Source organism: Halorubrum sp. SP9 (genome assembly GCF_005435015.1).
Taxonomy (GTDB): Archaea; Halobacteriota; Halobacteria; order Halobacteriales; family Haloferacaceae; genus Halorubrum; species Halorubrum sodomense.
In genome coordinates, this window is the sequence record NZ_SGXU01000045.1 from 1 (window position 1) to 15,943 (window position 15,943).

Sequence of the window (15,943 nt, forward strand, 5' to 3'; positions counted from 1 at the left end):
GTCGCCTGCGAGGCGGTTCGCGAGGTTCGAGCCGATGAACCCGGCCCCGCCCGTGACGAGGACGCGTTTGTCCTGCATATCTCGTTCTCGTCGGGGCGTCGGGATTATCGTGTCGGTTCGGCGTCGGCAGGGGGTCCGAGAGCTATCACCGGCGGAACTCACACTGGACTCGTGAAGCGTATCGAAGTCACCGACGAGGAGTACCGACGGCTCAATCGCGAGAGGGCCGATCGGAGTTTCAGCGAGGCGATCGCAGACGCGCTGGACAGCGGTGGGAGCCTCGCAGGCGTGACCGGGCGGCAGCCACTCGACCCGGAATCGGCTGTTCCGTTTGAGGTCGACACAGAGCGACCCGGCGACGGTCGCTCCGATTCGGAGGAGACCTGACCGAAACCGCAGCGGTCGCGACGGGTGGCCGACTGCTATCCCGAATCGTCTTTGCGGAGGCCGGCGATGAGCAGGTATGTTCGGAACCAGCGGCGTTCGCGGGCCGGTCGGCGAGACGGTGACCGCGGACCTCGCGCTCGACGTGGGGCGCGCGCTCGCGACGGACGGCGCGGCGACGGTCGTGGTGGGGCGCGACGCTCGCGACAGCGGGCGGATGCTCGCTCGGGCGCTCCTCGCCGGGCTCACCGAGTGCGGGGCCGACGTCGTCGACGTCGGCGTCGAGGCGACGCCCACGGTGGCGCGGGCGGTCGTCCGCGAGGGCGCCGACGCCGGCGTCGTCGTCACCGCCTCGCACAACCCGGCGCCCGACAACGGGATCAAGCTCTGGGCGGCCGACGGGCGCGCGTTCGACGAGGAACGCAACGACCGGATTACCGAAATCGTCGAGACGGAGTCGTTCGACTTCGCGGGCCACGACGCGATCGGCACGGTCGAGCGGCGCGACGCGGTCGCGGGCGGCGACGCCCGACGCCTTCACGAGCGTGCGCTCCGCGAGACCGTCCCGCTGCCCGACGACCTCTCGGTCGTCGTCGACCTCGGCAACGGGGTCGGCCGCGTCACCGCCGACGCGCTCCACGCCGCCGGCTGCGACGTCGAGACGCTCAACGGGCAGCGAGACGGCCGGTTCCCCGGCCGCCCGAGCGAGCCGACCGCGGCGAACTGCGAGACCGCCCGCGAGGTCGTGGCGGCGACCGACGCCGACCTGGGACTCGTCCACGACGGCGACGCCGACCGCATGATGGCGATCGACGAGCGCGGGCGGTTCGTCTCCGGCGACGCGCTGCTCGCGCTGTTCGCGCGGCGCGAGGCCGGTCCGGGCGACCGCGTGGCGGTCCCGGTCGACACGAGCCTCCTCGTCGCGGACGCGCTCGCGGCGGTCAACGCAGACGTGACCTACACGCCCGTCGGTGACGCGTTCGTCGCCGCGGAGGCGTCGAAGCCGGGCGTCGCCTTCGGCGGCGAGCCGAGCGGCGCGTGGATCTGGCCCGAGCGGACGCTCTGTCCCGACGGCCCCCTCGCGGCCTGCGTGTTGACCGCGCTCATTGACGCGGAGGGGTCGCTCGCGGCGCTCGTCGACGACCTCCCCGACTACCCGATCCGGCGCGACTCGGTGCGGACCGAGGCGAAGCGAGCGATCGTCGAGCGCGTCGGCGAGGTCGCGGTCGCGGAGTACGACGACGTCTCGACGCTCGACGGGATCCGCGTGGAGACGGAGACTGGCTGGTTCCTCGTGCGCGCCAGCGGGACGGAGCCGCTCGTCCGGATCACGGCCGAAGCGCGCGAGGCGGACGACGCCGACGCGCTCTTCGAGACCGCGCGAGACCTCGTCGAGCGGGCCGCTGCGGACGCGTCTTAGGCGGGGCGGTCCGACTCGTCGTGGCGTCGTTCCACGCGCTCGGCGACCCAGTCGAGAACCGAAAACAGGACGTCGAGGTGGTGGTCGCCGAGCGGTGACGGTTCGACGCCGTTCGCGTCCGGCGGCGGGTGGAAGTGGTTCCTCGTCGCGTCGGTCTTCGGGTGGCGGTCCCAACGGCACTGGAACCGAGACGGGCTCCGTTCTTCGACGTAATGAAAGTAGTAGTCGCCCGTCACGAACCAGTGGACGTCGATCCGGGCGGCGTCGACGGCGGACGGATACGCGGTCGCGTCCAGCGTGAGCACCAGCGATCGGGGAGCGATCCGATCCGGCTCGAACCGCCAGGACTCGACTAGCGGGTGTGTCTCCGCCCGGCGCCCGATGGTTTCCATCGCCGTCCGGTCGAGCCGACCGCTGTCTGCCGCGGTCTCGGCGTCGTCGTCATCGTCCGACATGTGGCTCGGGACGCCTCAGGCCGACGCGCCGAGGTCGGTCTCGTCGCGGCCGCGCGCCTGGGCCCGCGAGACGGCTCGCTGGAGGAGTTCGATGTCGTGCCGCACCGTGCGCCACCGCGACAGCGACTCGAGCCGGTCGTGGACCGCCGCGTGGTCGCCGCCTTCGACCGGCGCGACCGAGACGGCGTCCGGGTCCGGAACGCCGAACGACTCCTGAAGGTCGGCGTCCTCCGCGAGGAGGTCGTCTAAGCGCTCGCGGAGCGCCGCGGCGGTGTGGTCGTCGGCCAGCGTCTCGACGCGCTTCCACTCGAAGTACGACTCGTTGCGGCGGTACTCGGCGGGACGACTCCCGCGCCGGTCGACGATGCCCAGCTCGGCCAGCTGAGTGAGCGCGTTTCGCGCGCCGTCGGGCGAACACGCCGCGCGCTCGGCGACCTCGCTCGCCGACGCGGGTTCGGTCACGCCGGTCATCACGTCGTACACCCGCTGAAACGTGGTCCGGTCGTCTTTCCATCGACGCCGGGCCTCGCGGTCTCCGTGCGACGACGAGTCGGCGGCGGTGTCGTTCGACATACCATCTAGTCGCGGTGTAAGAGACATATATCTTTGGTAGCAGAGATATAACAACTATTACTACGTATTCGGCCCCGGCGACCGCACCGACCGCAGCGGCTAAACCCCGCCCCGCCGTCGGCCCGTCCATGTACGGAGTCGTGCTCGCGGCCGGCCGCGGGACCCGGATGCGACCGCTGACGGACCGACGCCCGAAACCGCTCCTCCCGGTCGGAGATCGGTCGCTGCTGGAACGGGTGTTCGACACGGCCCGAGAGGTGGTCGACGAGTTCGTCGTCGTGACCGGATACCGCGGCGAGGGAATCCGCGAGGCGATCGGCGAGACGTACCGCGACCGGCCGGTCCACTTCGTCGAGCAGGCGGAGGCGCTGGGCACCGCCCACGCCGTGGCGCAGGCGGAACCCGTCGTCGACGACGACTTCCTCGTACTCAACGGCGACGTGGTCGTCGACGCGTCGCTCCCGCGGGCGCTCGCGGAGGTGGGCGGGACGGCCGTCGCCGCCACCGAGGTTCCGGACCCGCGGGCGTACGGCGTGCTCTCGACCGCGGCCGACGGGTCGCTCGCGGGGATCGTCGAGAAGCCCGACGACCCGCCGACGAACCTCGCGAACGTCGGCTGTTACGCGTTCGAGCCGGAGGTGTTCGAGTACATCGACCGCACGCCCGAGAGCGAGCGCGGCGAGTACGAGATCACGACGACGATCGACCTCCTGCTCGGCGACGGCCGGCGGATCGACGTGGCGCGGTACGACGGCACCTGGCTCGACGTGGGCCGACCGTGGGAACTCCTCGAAGCGAACGAGCTGGCGCTCGACGAACTCGACGACGAGCGTGAGCTCGCCGGGACCGTCGAGGAGGACGTTCACCTTCACGGGCCGGTCGTCGTCGAGGAGGGAGCGCGGGTCCGCTCGGGCGCCTACGTCGAGGGGCCGGCGCTGATCCGCGAGGGCGCAGACGTGGGGCCGAACGCCTATATTCGCGGCTCGACCGTCGTGGGCCCCGACGCCCACGTCGGCCACTCGGTCGAGGTGAAGAACTCGGTGCTGATGGCCGACGCCTCGGTCGGCCACCTCTCGTACGTCGGCGACTCCGTGCTCGGTCGGGGGGTGAACTTCGGCGCGGGGACGAACGTCGCGAACCTCCGGCACGACGGCGAGAACGTCCGACTGACCGTGAAGGGCGACCGCGTCGACACCGGTCGCCGGAAGCTCGGCGCGATCGTCGGCGACGGCGCGAAGACCGGGATCAACACCTCGCTGAACGCCGGCGTCGTGCTGGGCGCCGACGAGACGACCGGTCCCGGCGAGGCGCTGACGCGCGACCGGCTCTCGGAGTAGCGTGCGGGCGACGCCGGAGCGGGCTCAGTCCCCTCGCCGCGCGTACCGGTCGAAGACGTCGGCGACCGCGTCGGCCGACTCCTTGAGCCGCTCCGTGTACGCCGGTCGATCCCACGTCGGCGGGACGAACTCGAGAGATCGTAGGGCGCCGTCCGACCCGCCCGGGACCGCGTGGGTGAGATTCGTCGCGGCGTCGAGCGGTCGCGCCGTCCCGCCGTCGGCCGTCCCGTCGGCGGGGGCGTACGAGGCCGCGGCGGTCCCGTTCAGCGCCTGCCGGCACTCCTCGCCGTCGTGACACACCGTCGGCTCGTAGCCCGCGTTCGACAGTTTGTACTGGAGGATCGACCGGATCGTCTCGTCGTCGTCCGCGATGACGGCCGATTTCGACACACGGGAGATAGACATCTTACTCTACTTTACTCTTCGCCAACGACCCGGCCTCGCGCGAGCGATTTAACACCCGGGCGGGCGACGGGGACTGTATGACAACCGACTCCGTGACCGCGGTGATCCTCGCCGCGGGCGAGGGCCGGCGGTTGGCGCCGCTGACGAACCGGCGGCCGAAGCCGATGGTCCCCGTGGCGAACCGTCCCCTACTCGAACACGTCGTCGTGGCCGTCACGGAGACGGCGATCGACCGAATCGTTCTCGTCGTCGGCTACGAGCAGGAGCGCATCCGGAACCACTTCGGCGACGGCGACGACTGGGGCGTCACGATCGAGTACGTCGAACAGGCCACCCAGCTCGGCACCGGCCACGCCGTCCTCCAGGCCGAGCCGGTCGTCGACGGCCCGTTCGTCGTGCTCAACGGTGACCGGATCGTGGACTCGTCGATCGTCTCGGGGCTGCGCGACCGGGCGCGCGACGGCGATGCCCCCGCGATGGCGGTCACGTCCGCGGCGACCCCCCGCGAGTACGGGGTCGTCACCCTCGACGGCGACCGCGTGACGGCGATCGACGAGAAGCCGGAGGGCCCGGTCGAGACCAACCAGATCAACGCCGGCGTGTACGCCTTCTCGCCGGCCGTCTTCGACGCGATCCGCGAGACGCACGCGACCGGCGAGCTGACGATCACGGCGACGCTCGACGACCTCGCCGGGAGCGAGCCGCTGTCGGCAGTCCGGTACGACGGGCGCTGGCTCGACGTGTCGAACCTCTGGGACCTGCTGACCGTCAACGCGGGGCTCGTCGACGAGGCCACCGCCCCCCAGACGGCGGGCGCGAGCCTCGGTGAGTCGGTGACCGTCGCCGACGACGTGGCGCTCGCGGGCAACGTCCGCGTCGGGCCGAACGTCACGCTCGGCGGCAGCACCGCGCTCGGAAGCAACGCGACCGTCGAGGCGGGCGCGGTCGTCGAGAACGCCGTGATCTTCCCCGACGCCGTGATCGGCGCGGGCGCCGTGGTCCGGGACGCGATCGTCGCCGGCAACGCGCGGGTCGGCCCCAACGCGACGATCGCCGGCGGGCCGGCGACGGTCGTCGTCGGCGACGCGGTCCACCGCGGCGTCGAGCTCGCCGGCGTGGTCGGGGACAACGCGTCGGTGGGAGCGGGCGCGACGCTCACCGACGGCGCGGTCGTCGGCGACGACGTGACGGCCGACGCGGGGGTCGTGATCGACGGTCGCGTCGAGTCGGGCGCGGTCGTCCGGAGGGGGTAACCATGTGCGGCATCACCGGATACATCGGCGAGGGGATCGCGCTGGACGGCGACGCCGACGGCACGGGGGGCAGCGACGGCGCCGCGGGCGACGGCGGGGTCGCCGGCGTCGGCGACATCGTCCACGAGGGACTTCGCAACTTGGAGTACCGCGGCTACGACTCCGCCGGGGTTGCGCTCGTCGGCGCGTCGAGCGGCCTCACCGTCGCGAAGCGGTCGGGCGAGGTCGATAACCTCACCGTTCCGGACGTGCCGGACGCGGCGCTCGGCGTCGGCCACACGCGCTGGAGCACGCACGGCCCGCCGACCGACGCCAACGCTCACCCGCACACGGACTGCGCCGGCGATGTCGCGGTCGTCCACAACGGGATCGTCGAGAACCACGAGGCGCTCAAGGCCGAGCTGGCCGACCACGAGTTCACGAGCGACACCGACACCGAGGTCATCCCGCACCTGATCGAGGAGGAGCTCGCCGCCGATTCCGAGGCGGACCTGCTCGACGCGGTCCGGGGCGTCGAGGACCGGCTCGAGGGGAGCTACGCGATCTGCGCCGTCCGCGAGGACGACGATCGGATCGTCGTCGCGCGCCGCGGGAGCCCGCTCGTGTTGGGGCGCGACGCGGACGCGACGTTCGTCGCGAGCGACGTGACGGCCTTCCTCGAACACACCCGGGAGGTGACCTACCTGGAGGACGGCGACGTGGCGGCGCTGTCGGCCGACGGCGTCGACATCTACGCCGACGGCGAGCGCGTCGAGCGCGGCGTCGAGACGGTGACGTGGGAGGCCGACGCCGCCGAGAAGGGCGGCTACGAGCACTACATGCGAAAGGAGATCCACGAGCAGCCCGAAGCGCTGCGGCAGACCATCGCAGGGCGGCTCGACGTCGACGGGGGGGGCGTCGACCTCGACGTCGCGTTCCCGCCGGGGTTCCTTGCCGACTTAGAGGAGATCCAGATCGTCGCGTGCGGCACCTCCAACTACGCCGGGCGGTACGCCGCGCAGCTGTTCGAGGAGCTCTCGGGGGTGCGCGCGACCGTCGAAATCGCCAGCGAGTACGAGTTCGGCGCGGGCCGGAGTTCCGACCGCACCCTCGTCGTCGCCGTGACCCAGAGCGGCGAGACCGCCGACACGCTCGGGGCGGTCCGTCGGGCGAACGCCGCCGGCGCGCGGACGTTCGCAGTGACGAACACCCTCGGTAGCACCGTGACCCGCGAGGTGGACGACACCGCGTTCATCCGTGCCGGCCCCGAGATCGGCGTCGCGGCGACGAAGACGTTCGCCTCGCAGGTGGCGACGCTGACGATGCTCGCGGTGGCGATCGGGCGCGAGCGCGGCGCGCTGGCCGCCGCCGACGCGCGCCCCGTGTTGAAGGGGCTCCGCGACCTCCCCGGCGCGGTCCAGCAGGTGCTCGACAACGAGGACGCGGTTCGCGAGGCCGCGAGCGAGTACGGCGACAGCGAAGCATTCTTTTTCGTCGGCCGGGAGCTCGGCGTCCCGGTGGCGCTGGAGGGCGCGTTGAAGCTCAAGGAGATCTCCTACGACCACGCCGAGGGGTTCGCCGCCGGCGAGCTGAAACACGGGCCGCTGGCCCTCGTAACGCCCGAAACTCCCGTGTTGGCCGTCCTGACCGACGGCGCGCGCGCCGACGAGACGATGAACAACGTCACCGAGGCGCAGACGCGCGGCGCGCCCGCCATCGGCTGCGCGTCCGCGGGCGAGGAGTACGGCACGCTCGACGTGTCGCTCCCGGTCCCGGACGTGGGACTCGTCGAGCCGCTGGTCGCGAACGTCTACCTCCAGCTGTTCGCGTACCACGTGGCCAACGACAAGGGACGATCGATCGACAAGCCGCGGAACCTCGCGAAGAGCGTGACGGTAGAGTAACCGCGGCGTTCCCTTCTCCTACCAAGTCAGCCCTTCGTACGTGATCCCCTCGCGGCGCTCGATGATGCGGCGCCCATCGACGACGATCGGGGTCGCCATCGCGTCGAACTCCTCGTCGAGCGCGGCGAACTCGTCCCAGTCGGTGACGACGACCGCCGCGTCGGCGCCGTCGAGCGCCGCGGCGGCCGACTCCGCGTACGTCACGTCGTCGACGTAGTCCGGGGCGTTGTCGGCCGCGACCGGGTCGTAGGCGGTGACCGTCGCCCCCCGTTCTTGGAGGTCGTCGATCACCGGAATCGCGCGGGAGTTCCGCATGTCGTCGGTGCCGGGTTTGAACGCGAGGCCGAGGACGGCGATCTCGGCGCCGTCGACCCCGCGATCACGGTGGTCGTCGAGGTGGTCGGCCAGCAGCTCGACCAGCCGCGCCGGCTGGCGGTCGTTGACCTCGACCGCGGCGTTGAGCACCGCCGGCTCGTAGCCGGTCTCCTCCGCGGCAGCGATAATTGCGCGCGTGTCTTTCGGAAAACAAGAGCCTCCCCACCCCACGCCGCTCTGGAGGAACCGCTCGCTGATCCGGTCGTCGAGCCCGATCGCGTCCGCGACCTCGTAGGCGTCGACGCCGAGCTCCTTACAGATGTTTCCGAGGTCGTTGATGAGGCTGACCTTCGCCGCGAGGAAGCCGTTGTTGGCGTACTTGATCATCTCGGCGGTGCGCGTGTCGGTGTCGACGACCGGCGCGTCGGCCGCCTCGACGAGCGGCGCGAACACCGCGCGCATGTCCTCGAGCGCGCGGTCGTCGTCCGCGCCGAGGACGACCTTGTCCGGATTGAGAAAGTCGTGGACCGCGGTCCCCTCGCGGAGGAACTCCGGGTTCATGCCGACGCCGAACGCCTCGCCGGCAGTCTTGCCGCTCTCGCTTTCGAGGATCGGCGTGATCGTGTCCGCCGTCGAGCCGGGCACGACCGTGCTCTTGACGACGACCGTGTGCCAGTCGGGTTTGTCGGCGAGCGTCTCGCCGAGCTGGCTCGCGCCGGCCTCCATGATCGACAAGTCGATGCTGCCGTCGTCGTTCTGCGGCGTGGGGAGACAGAGGAAGGTCACGTCGGTGTCGCGGACGGCCGCGTAGTCGGTGGTCGCTCGGAGGCGGCCGGTGCCGTTCGGCCCGGCATGTTCGGCGATGAGATCCGAGAGGCCCTCTTCGTGAATCGGGGCGTCGCCGGCGTTGATCGCGTCGACGACCGACTCGTCGATGTCGATGTTCACCACGTCGTGGCCCAAATCGGCGAAGCAGGCGGCGACCGTCGTGCCGACGTAGCCGCTGCCGACGATAGAGAGGTCCATTCTACGTAGCGGTTCGACAATCACCGACAAGAATTATTTGGTCGGTATTTCTCGGAATTCTGTGTTCCGTGTCGGAGTTCGGTTCGATGCTGCCGTCCCGCTGCGAGTCTTCTCAGGAGACGGTCTCACACCCAGTAAGTGACAGCCAGTACGCGCCACAGATCTCCGCGAGATCGCTTTAACGGTCGGGTTACTCGTCGTCCGGCTCCTCGTCGCGGCCCTCAGAGAGTCGCTCCCAGATCTCCGTACAGCCCGCGCCGTCCGGGACGTCGGCGAGGTGGGCGTCGTCAGCGGCATCGGAGTTACTCATGATCTGAGTAACCGTATAGGCGCCCACATAATAACTGTTCCGGCAGCACCAGTACGTACTTACGGAGCGAACGAGGATGACCGCCCATGGCCGATTCCGGCGAGGACCTCTTCTCGTTGCTCGATCTCACCGAGTACGAAGCCGACGCCTTGGAGGAACTGCTGCTGTTGGGGCGAACGACGGCGCCGGATCTCGCCGAGGCGACCGGAATCCCGAAGGCGCGGATTTACGGCGTGCTCGACGCGCTCTCGGAGGCGGGATACGTGAAGGTGATCCCGGGCCGTCCGAAGCGGTACGAGCCCCACGAGCCGGCAGCGATCGCCGAGCGGGCGGTCGAGAACCGGCGACACGCCTACGAGCGGTTCCGTGAGGACGTCGAAGCCGTCGAGGAGGCGTTCGTCGACGAGTACGCGCCGGTCCGCGACCGCGGCGTCGACGAGCTCAGCCCGACGGAGGACCTGTTTCACGTGGTCGACGTGGGCGAGCCGAGCGAGCGCGAGACGCGGCGGCTGTTCCGCGAGGCGGAGGAGGCGGTGTACGTCCTCTCGAAGAGCTTCGGCTACATCGACGCCGTCCGGCCCGCGATCCGAGACGCGGCCGACCGCGGCGTTGACGTCGACGTCCTGTTGTTACACCCCGACACGCTGTCGCCGGAAAACCGCCGGCGACAGGCGGAAATCCGAACGCTGCTTGCCGGGGAATTCCCGTCGGTCTCCGTGCGCGTCAGCGACCGCCTGCTGCCCTGGCGCGGGACGTTCGTCGACCCGAGCCTGTCGTACGAGTCGGGCCAGGGGCTGCTCATGGTCGAACAGGAGGAGGTACCGAACCACCACCGACAGGCCGCAGTCACGGAGAACCCGTCGTTCGTGGCGGGGATGTGGCAGTACTTCGACCTGCTGTGGCGCCACGAGAGCATCCCCGCCGACCCCGATCCCCACCCCGATCAAGATGCGGCCACGGACGGAGACGCCGTCGAGTAACGCGAGCGCGTCGCTCCGGCACGGGCCGTTATCACCGCGGCGAACCCAACCGCAAAGCCTTTACTTGTAGTTACTCGATGACCGAGTAACGATGACCGTCCTACTCACCGGTGCCGACGGCTACCTCGGGTGGCCGACCGCGCTGCGGCTGGCCGACCGCCTCGACGAGCGCATCGTCTGTGTCGACGACTTCTCGCGGCGTGACTGGGTCTCCGAGTCGGGGAGCGTTTCGGCAACGCGAATCGAGGACCCAGAAGCGCGGTTCGAGCGGGTCGAGAACCTCAGCCTGGTCGAGGGCGACCTCGCGGACCGCGACTTCGTCCTCCAGCTGTTGGCCACCCACGAGCCCGATACGGTGCTTCACGCGGCCGCCCAGCCCAGCGCGCCCTACTCGTCGATCAACGGCGAGCGCGCGCTGTACACCCAGCGCAACAACGTCTCGATGACGCTGAACCTCCTCCACGGGCTCCACGAGACGGGCCTGTCGGACACCCATTTCATCGAGACGACGACGACCGGTATCTACGGGGCACCGCACTTCCCGATTCCGGAGGGTGGCCTCGAGGTCGACCGGAAGGGCGGCTCAGACGAAGTTCCGTTCCCGGCGATGGGCGGCAGCTGGTACCACCAGACGAAGTCGTTCGACGCCGCGAACATGCGGCTCGCCGAGTCGCAGTTCGACTTCCCGATGAGCGAGGTGCGGACCGCCATCGTCTACGGCACGGAAACCGAGGAGACGCGCGAACACGAAAGCCCGACACGGTTCGACTTCGACTACTACTTCGGCACCGTCGTCAACCGGTTCTGCGCGCAGGCCGTGGCGGGCTACCCGATCACGGTGTACGGGAAGGGCGAGCAGCGCAAGCCGATGGTGAGCCTCGAAGACGCCGTCGAGAGCCTCGTCCGGTTGGTCGAGCAGGGCCACTCCGGCGACGACGGGATCGACGTGTACAACCAGGTCACCCGGCCGATCGCCATCGTCGAGCTGGCGGAGACGATCGCCGAGGTCGGCGCCGAATTCGATCTGGACGCCGAGGTGAAACACTACGAGAACCCCCGTGAAGAGGACGAGGAACACAAAATGGAGATGGAAAACGAGCGGTTCCTCGAACTCGTGGGCGGCCAGCGTCAGGAACTCGAGTCCGGGATCCGCGACGTGCTCGGCACGCTCGTCGAGGAGCGCGAGCGGATCGCGGCCCACGAGGACCGGTTCCTGCCGGGCGTCCTGACTGATGAGTGAGTCGGGCGCCGACGCGAGTGGGCACGAGGCCGCCGCTCGCGATGACGGCCGGTGCGTCCTCGTCACCGGCGGCTGCGGGTACATCGGGAGCGCGCTCGTCCCGCGGCTGCTCGACGACGCGCGCGTGAGCGAGGTCGTCGTCCTCGACTCGTTGGCGGCGGGCTCGCCCGCGCACCTCGCCGGCTGCGTCGGCGACCGACTCGACTTCCGCCGGGGTGACGTCCGCGACTACGGCGCCGTCGAGAGCGCGACCCGCGGCGTCGACGCCGTGATCCACCTCGCGGCGATCACCGGCGCCGCGTCGACGCACGACCGGCGCGAGGAGACGTTCGCGGTCAACCGCGACGGCACCGAGAACGTGCTCACGGCCGCGGGGAAGTTCGACGTCGACAGCGTCGTCGTCGCCTCCTCGTGTAACAACTACGGCCGCGCGGCGAGCCGCGACATCGACGAGACGACCGAGCAGAACCCCCTGAATCCCTACGCCGAGTCGAAGGTGGCCTGCGAGCGCCTGCTCAACGAGGCGGTCGACGCGTACGACTTCGACGCGACCGCGCTCCGGATGAGCACGAACTACGGCTGGTCGCCGGGCGTCCGGTTCAACCTCGTGGTGAACCACTTCGTCTTCCGCGGGCTCACCGACCGCCCGCTGACGGTGTACGGCGACGGGTCGAACTGGCGGCCGTTCATCCACGTGCGCGACGCCGCGCGAGCGTATCTCGACGCCGCGTTGGATCCCGACGCGTGGCCCCAGCGCGTGTACAACGTCGGCTCGAACGAGGGGAACTACCGGATCGCGGAGATCGCGGAGATCGTCCGCGAGGAGATCGATCGGGATCTGGACGTGACGTACCTGGAGGACGAACAGCCCGGCCCCTCGTATCACGTGAACTTCGACCGCTTGGCCGAGACCGGGTTCGAGACGGAGTGGACGCTGCGGGAAGGTGTTCGGGATATTGCGAGCGAACTGACGGGCGAGGAGGCGACCCAAGTATGACCGAGACGACAGACACCGAGATAGACGAAGAGAGCAACGGCAAAGCGATTGAGACGCCGACGATCGCGGTCACGGGGGCGGCCGGCTACATCGGCAGTCGCGTGGTCGTGGAGTTCCAGGAGGCGTATCCCGACTGGGAGCTCATCGCGATCGACAACCAGTACCGCGGGCAGGTGGATTCGATCGGTGACGTCGAGGTCGAACACGTCGACATCCGAAACCGCGACCGACTGGAGGACGCGCTCGAAGGCGCGGACGTGGTGTGTCACCTCGCGGCGATCAGCGGCGTCGACGACTGCGACGAGAATCCGGATCTCGCATATGAGGTGAACGTCACTGGGACGAACAACGTGGCGTGGTTCTGCCGGAAGACGGGTGCCGCGCTCGCGTTCCCATTTAGTATGGCCGTGTTGGGCGATCCGGAGGAGTTCCCGATTACGGCCGACCAGCCGCGCGATCCGCTGAATTGGTACGGACGGACGAAGCTACTCGGCGAGCGGTCGATCGAGGCGTTCGCGGACGGCGCGTTCCCGGCACACCTCTTCTTGAAGTCGAACCTCTACGGCGAGCACGTCGTCGACGGGACGGAGGTTGGGAAACCGACCGTGATCAACTTCTTCGTGAACCGGGCGCTCGCGGGCGAGACGCTGACAGTGTACGAGCCCGGGACGCAGGCGCGGAACTTCGTTCACGTGAAGGACGTGGCGCGGGCGTACGTGCGAAGCGCGGAGCGGTTGGTGGAGCAGTTGGAACGCAAGGAGACTGGAACGGAGACGTACGAGATTGCGAGTGATGAGGATATGAGTGTAATGGAGGCTGCGGAGATTGTCCAGAATGCGGCTGAAGATGTCTTAGAGACTAATGTGGATATCGAACTTATTGAGAACCCCAGGGGTAACGAAACGGTAGTTGAGAGATTTGATGTCGATACTTCGAATACACAAAGTACGATAAATTGGAACACAGAAGAATTCATCTCAGACTCAGTTTACCGAGTTTTGAGCGGGAATGCGAAGAATCAATAATTCACTAAAGCGCTACTTTTTAGTAATTATTTTGTCATTCCATTCAGGTCTAGGGACAGTGTATATCGGAAATACTTACAAAATTATTAAGATCCAATCAATTATACTTATGCGTCTCGCAGACTGCCCCTCGTAACTTTCATTTACGGTTCGGAAAGTACTGTAGCTATGTCTGACCCTGTTGTCGTCTGGTGGACTATAGACAGTCTCCGACAAGATATCTGTTCTGTATATGAGGGAGAAGCGAGAACGCCAGTTCTGTCACAACTCGCCGAACAGGGGAAATCGTATAACGCCCGCTCGATGGCCACTTGGACGCTACCATCTGTGACTTCGATTCTCACTGGAGAGCAACCGGAAAAGCATGGGGTCGAAACGCAAGACGATCGTTTACAGCCGGGCACCCCTACACTTCCACAGTATTTCCGAAATCAGGGGTGGAACACGCTCGGTATTGTCGCAAACCCGTGGTTCTCACGCCGTAAAGGACTCGATATTGGGTTTGATCAGTTCTACAATATCACAGAGGATGGTTCATTAATAAAGGAGGTATCACGAGCATCTGTTGTGAAACATCTTCTTAATTACCGTACCCGAGGCGGTGGACTCAGTCTTGATGTTGACAACCATCCCTCGGAGCCCTTAATCGTCGACTTGGCAAGAGAGTGGCTCAGAGAGGCTGAACAGCCCACGTTTATAATGGTTCATACCCAAGGTGCTCACTCTCCGTACAATTCGCCAAACACATGGAACCGACATCAGGACGAGACTGAGCCGCTACGGGCAGATTATCTGAATCTTGTTGAATTCATCGACGCTCAGTTAGGGCGGTTTATTGACACTCTCCCATCAAACGCCACCATAATCGTTACTAGTGACCACGGCGAAGCACTCGGCGAATCAGGTGAGTGGGGACACAAAAACGAGGAACTGGACTTCCTCCATGACGTTCCAGCCATTATCGCTGGTTCCACACCGAATCTCACGAACAATATAGATCACATTGATATACACGATTGGCTTCGAGAAGATATCATCCCCGCGCATGGAAATCAGGTACGGTCTAACGATTTAGAAGAACAACTGGAAGCGTTAGGGTATGTCGACGGAAGACATAGTGTTTAGCCCGTTTCGACTCTGACTACGGGCTAAGCTTTGTACCCTAGTGCTTCAAGTATCTCTTCTGTAGAATCATCAGCTTCATTTTTCTCTTCGATCATCGGTGTATACGTATTTGAGTCCGTAGCAGTTGTTTCTGCCCACGGGACGTGACGGACTTGTGGATGAAGGCTCCCAATTGTATGGCCATAAATACCATACTCGCCGAAAGCTTCCCCGTGATCTGCGGATATGATGACTTTCTCAGCATCAATATTATTCAGGGCAATCTCTACCTCATCCAAAGCGAAGCGAATCTCGTTGAGGTATGCCTCCCAAACTGTTTCCATATCACCCGTATTTCGGAGGTATCGGAGGGGTCTGTCCTCGTGTTTCTCAAGGTCACGACCCTCGGCAATCGCATCGGCAGCATAGGGTCCGTGTGGCTGCATATAGTGTAATATGAGACGATCTAGGTTTTCCTCCCTCGCCGCTCGAATTCCTCTGTCCGTGATATATCGTGGAGGTGTTTTTCCCTTTGGGTGCTTCGCAATCTCATCACTCGGTAGATTGTATTCAAACGCATAATCTACAAATCCTAGGTCAGAGATATCAACTGTGTCGTGATACGAAAGTAGATTGTACGCTAGGTGTCCACCGAAAAGGCCAGATTTCGAGGGGCGATTTTCTTCAAGAATCGATTTTAACTGAGCTGTGCCTGAGACATACCCAGTTTGTCGGATTTTATCAAGGTAGTCAGGGTCGAAGGTTTTCGCTGTCCACTCAGGAGTTGAACCCCCGACCGTTTTGAGTGAGCCAACTTCCTCTATGAATTCGTATTCGGGTGCGACCTCACGTAGCGCATCAACACGACAACAATCTAATATGATTAGTAAATCCCAGTCTTTCGTATAGATATTTGTTCCAATATCACGTTGAGTATTGTATACGGTAGAAGGAATCCGGTACCCGTGTTGGAGTATGAGCTCATCGAAAATTTGATACGGATTTGAGATTCCCCTCTTGAGATTCTCAATGGTAATATCGAACTTGAACATGGGTATTAGATGAGACACCACGTATAATCCTCTTGCGGTCCCTAGTTGTGTTGGCCGAACTGAAATCCAAGGTTGCTATTGTGAATCTAATGATTAGACAGAGAACGGCCCAATGGATTGTCACCAGCGTGGTTGACTGATCGGCAAGTTATCGAATATTGTCTTGCGCGTTTCATCTGAGATG

Annotated in this window: 16 protein-coding genes; 10 read left to right on the forward strand and 6 right to left on the reverse strand. The window is 65.9% G+C overall.

Going from position 1 to position 15,943, the window contains the following annotated elements; all coding sequences use genetic code 11:
* Positions 1-78 (reverse strand): NAD-dependent epimerase/dehydratase family protein (locus tag EXE45_RS21380; protein WP_137694815.1); only part of this gene is annotated, 78 nt, incomplete at its 3' end.
* A 93-nt stretch (positions 79-171) separates the two neighbouring features.
* On the opposite strand from EXE45_RS21380, the gene EXE45_RS15260 reads away from it, so the two are divergent.
* Positions 172-387: a hypothetical protein gene (locus EXE45_RS15260; RefSeq protein ID WP_137694802.1), complete on the forward strand. Its 216-nt coding sequence runs from the start codon at positions 172-174 to the stop codon at positions 385-387.
* A gap of 76 nt (positions 388-463) precedes the next feature.
* Positions 464-1,804, forward strand: a complete 1,341-nt coding sequence (gene glmM, locus EXE45_RS15265) for a phosphoglucosamine mutase (protein ID WP_137694803.1) — start codon at positions 464-466, stop codon at positions 1,802-1,804.
* Here the strand turns inward: glmM and EXE45_RS15270 are convergent.
* Both EXE45_RS15270 and EXE45_RS15275 read right to left on the reverse strand, forming a co-directional pair.
* Entirely contained in the window at positions 1,801-2,259 is a 459-nt protein-coding gene (locus EXE45_RS15270; protein WP_137694804.1) for a hypothetical protein, read from the reverse strand. The two genes, glmM and EXE45_RS15270, sit on opposite strands and share 4 nt — an antisense overlap.
* Positions 2,260-2,274: 15 nt before the next feature.
* Positions 2,275-2,832: a hypothetical protein gene (locus tag EXE45_RS15275; protein ID WP_137694805.1), complete on the reverse strand. Its 558-nt coding sequence runs from the start codon at positions 2,830-2,832 to the stop codon at positions 2,275-2,277.
* 128 nt (positions 2,833-2,960) lie between these two features.
* Here EXE45_RS15275 and glmU point away from each other — a divergent pair, with 128 nt between their 5' ends.
* Entirely contained in the window at positions 2,961-4,169 is a 1,209-nt protein-coding gene (glmU, locus tag EXE45_RS15280) for a bifunctional sugar-1-phosphate nucleotidylyltransferase/acetyltransferase (RefSeq protein WP_137694806.1), read from the forward strand.
* Between the two features lie 24 nt (positions 4,170-4,193).
* Here the strand turns inward: glmU and EXE45_RS21385 are convergent, their stop codons facing one another.
* Positions 4,194-4,559, reverse strand: a complete 366-nt coding sequence (locus tag EXE45_RS21385) for a hypothetical protein (RefSeq protein WP_137694807.1) — start codon at positions 4,557-4,559, stop codon at positions 4,194-4,196.
* A gap of 92 nt (positions 4,560-4,651) precedes the next feature.
* On the opposite strand from EXE45_RS21385, the gene EXE45_RS15290 reads away from it, so the two are divergent.
* Both EXE45_RS15290 and glmS read left to right on the forward strand, forming a co-directional pair.
* A complete protein-coding gene (locus tag EXE45_RS15290) occupies positions 4,652-5,827 on the forward strand; it encodes a sugar phosphate nucleotidyltransferase (protein ID WP_137694808.1) in 1,176 nt (391 codons plus the stop codon).
* A 2-nt stretch (positions 5,828-5,829) separates the two neighbouring features.
* Positions 5,830-7,710, forward strand: coding sequence for a glutamine--fructose-6-phosphate transaminase (isomerizing) (gene glmS, locus EXE45_RS15295; protein WP_137694809.1), 1,881 nt, complete (start codon positions 5,830-5,832; stop codon positions 7,708-7,710).
* Between the two features lie 18 nt (positions 7,711-7,728).
* Here the strand turns inward: glmS and aglM are convergent, their stop codons facing one another.
* Complete coding sequence (gene aglM, locus EXE45_RS15300; RefSeq protein ID WP_137694810.1) at positions 7,729-9,051, reverse strand: UDP-glucose 6-dehydrogenase AglM; 1,323 nt, start codon at positions 9,049-9,051, stop codon at positions 7,729-7,731.
* Between the two features lie 396 nt (positions 9,052-9,447).
* On the opposite strand from aglM, the gene EXE45_RS15305 reads away from it, so the two are divergent.
* The 5 genes from EXE45_RS15305 (at position 9,448) to EXE45_RS15325 (ending at position 14,728) form a co-directional block, all read left to right on the forward strand.
* Entirely contained in the window at positions 9,448-10,341 is an 894-nt protein-coding gene (locus tag EXE45_RS15305; RefSeq protein WP_137694811.1) for a TrmB family transcriptional regulator, read from the forward strand.
* 91 nt (positions 10,342-10,432) lie between these two features.
* Positions 10,433-11,581 carry an NAD-dependent epimerase/dehydratase family protein gene (locus EXE45_RS15310; RefSeq protein WP_092921887.1) on the forward strand — a complete coding sequence of 383 codons (1,149 nt, stop codon included), beginning with the start codon at positions 10,433-10,435 and terminating at the stop codon, positions 11,579-11,581.
* Complete coding sequence (locus EXE45_RS15315) at positions 11,574-12,578, forward strand: NAD(P)-dependent oxidoreductase (protein WP_137694812.1); 1,005 nt, start codon at positions 11,574-11,576, stop codon at positions 12,576-12,578. Before EXE45_RS15310 ends, EXE45_RS15315 begins: the two co-directional genes overlap by 8 nt.
* Positions 12,575-13,603, forward strand: coding sequence for an NAD(P)-dependent oxidoreductase (locus EXE45_RS15320; protein WP_137694816.1), 1,029 nt, complete (start codon positions 12,575-12,577; stop codon positions 13,601-13,603). The genes EXE45_RS15315 and EXE45_RS15320 overlap by 4 nt, the downstream gene beginning before the upstream one ends.
* A gap of 168 nt (positions 13,604-13,771) precedes the next feature.
* Positions 13,772-14,728 carry a sulfatase-like hydrolase/transferase gene (locus EXE45_RS15325; RefSeq protein WP_137694813.1) on the forward strand — a complete coding sequence of 319 codons (957 nt, stop codon included), beginning with the start codon at positions 13,772-13,774 and terminating at the stop codon, positions 14,726-14,728.
* A 23-nt stretch (positions 14,729-14,751) separates the two neighbouring features.
* On the opposite strand, the gene EXE45_RS21390 is transcribed toward EXE45_RS15325, so the two are convergent.
* Positions 14,752-15,759: a hypothetical protein gene (locus EXE45_RS21390; RefSeq protein WP_137694814.1), complete on the reverse strand. Its 1,008-nt coding sequence runs from the start codon at positions 15,757-15,759 to the stop codon at positions 14,752-14,754.
* Positions 15,760-15,943 lie beyond the last annotated feature (184 nt).

Coding starts and splice junctions, on each gene's coding strand:
- glmM (WP_137694803.1), top strand. CDS start 464: ATGTTCGGAACCAGCGGCGTTCGCGGGCCGGTCGGCGAGACGGTGACC.
- EXE45_RS15270 (WP_137694804.1), bottom strand. CDS start 2,259: ATGTCGGACGATGACGACGACGCCGAGACCGCGGCAGACAGCGGTCGG.
- EXE45_RS15275 (WP_137694805.1), bottom strand. CDS start 2,832: ATGTCGAACGACACCGCCGCCGACTCGTCGTCGCACGGAGACCGCGAG.
- glmU (WP_137694806.1), top strand. CDS start 2,961: ATGTACGGAGTCGTGCTCGCGGCCGGCCGCGGGACCCGGATGCGACCG.
- EXE45_RS15290 (WP_137694808.1), top strand. CDS start 4,652: ATGACAACCGACTCCGTGACCGCGGTGATCCTCGCCGCGGGCGAGGGC.
- glmS (WP_137694809.1), top strand. CDS start 5,830: ATGTGCGGCATCACCGGATACATCGGCGAGGGGATCGCGCTGGACGGC.
- aglM (WP_137694810.1), bottom strand. CDS start 9,051: ATGGACCTCTCTATCGTCGGCAGCGGCTACGTCGGCACGACGGTCGCC.
- EXE45_RS15305 (WP_137694811.1), top strand. CDS start 9,448: ATGGCCGATTCCGGCGAGGACCTCTTCTCGTTGCTCGATCTCACCGAG.
- EXE45_RS15310 (WP_092921887.1), top strand. CDS start 10,433: ATGACCGTCCTACTCACCGGTGCCGACGGCTACCTCGGGTGGCCGACC.
- EXE45_RS15315 (WP_137694812.1), top strand. CDS start 11,574: ATGAGTGAGTCGGGCGCCGACGCGAGTGGGCACGAGGCCGCCGCTCGC.
- EXE45_RS15320 (WP_137694816.1), top strand. CDS start 12,575: ATGACCGAGACGACAGACACCGAGATAGACGAAGAGAGCAACGGCAAA.
- EXE45_RS15325 (WP_137694813.1), top strand. CDS start 13,772: ATGTCTGACCCTGTTGTCGTCTGGTGGACTATAGACAGTCTCCGACAA.
- EXE45_RS21390 (WP_137694814.1), bottom strand. CDS start 15,759: ATGTTCAAGTTCGATATTACCATTGAGAATCTCAAGAGGGGAATCTCA.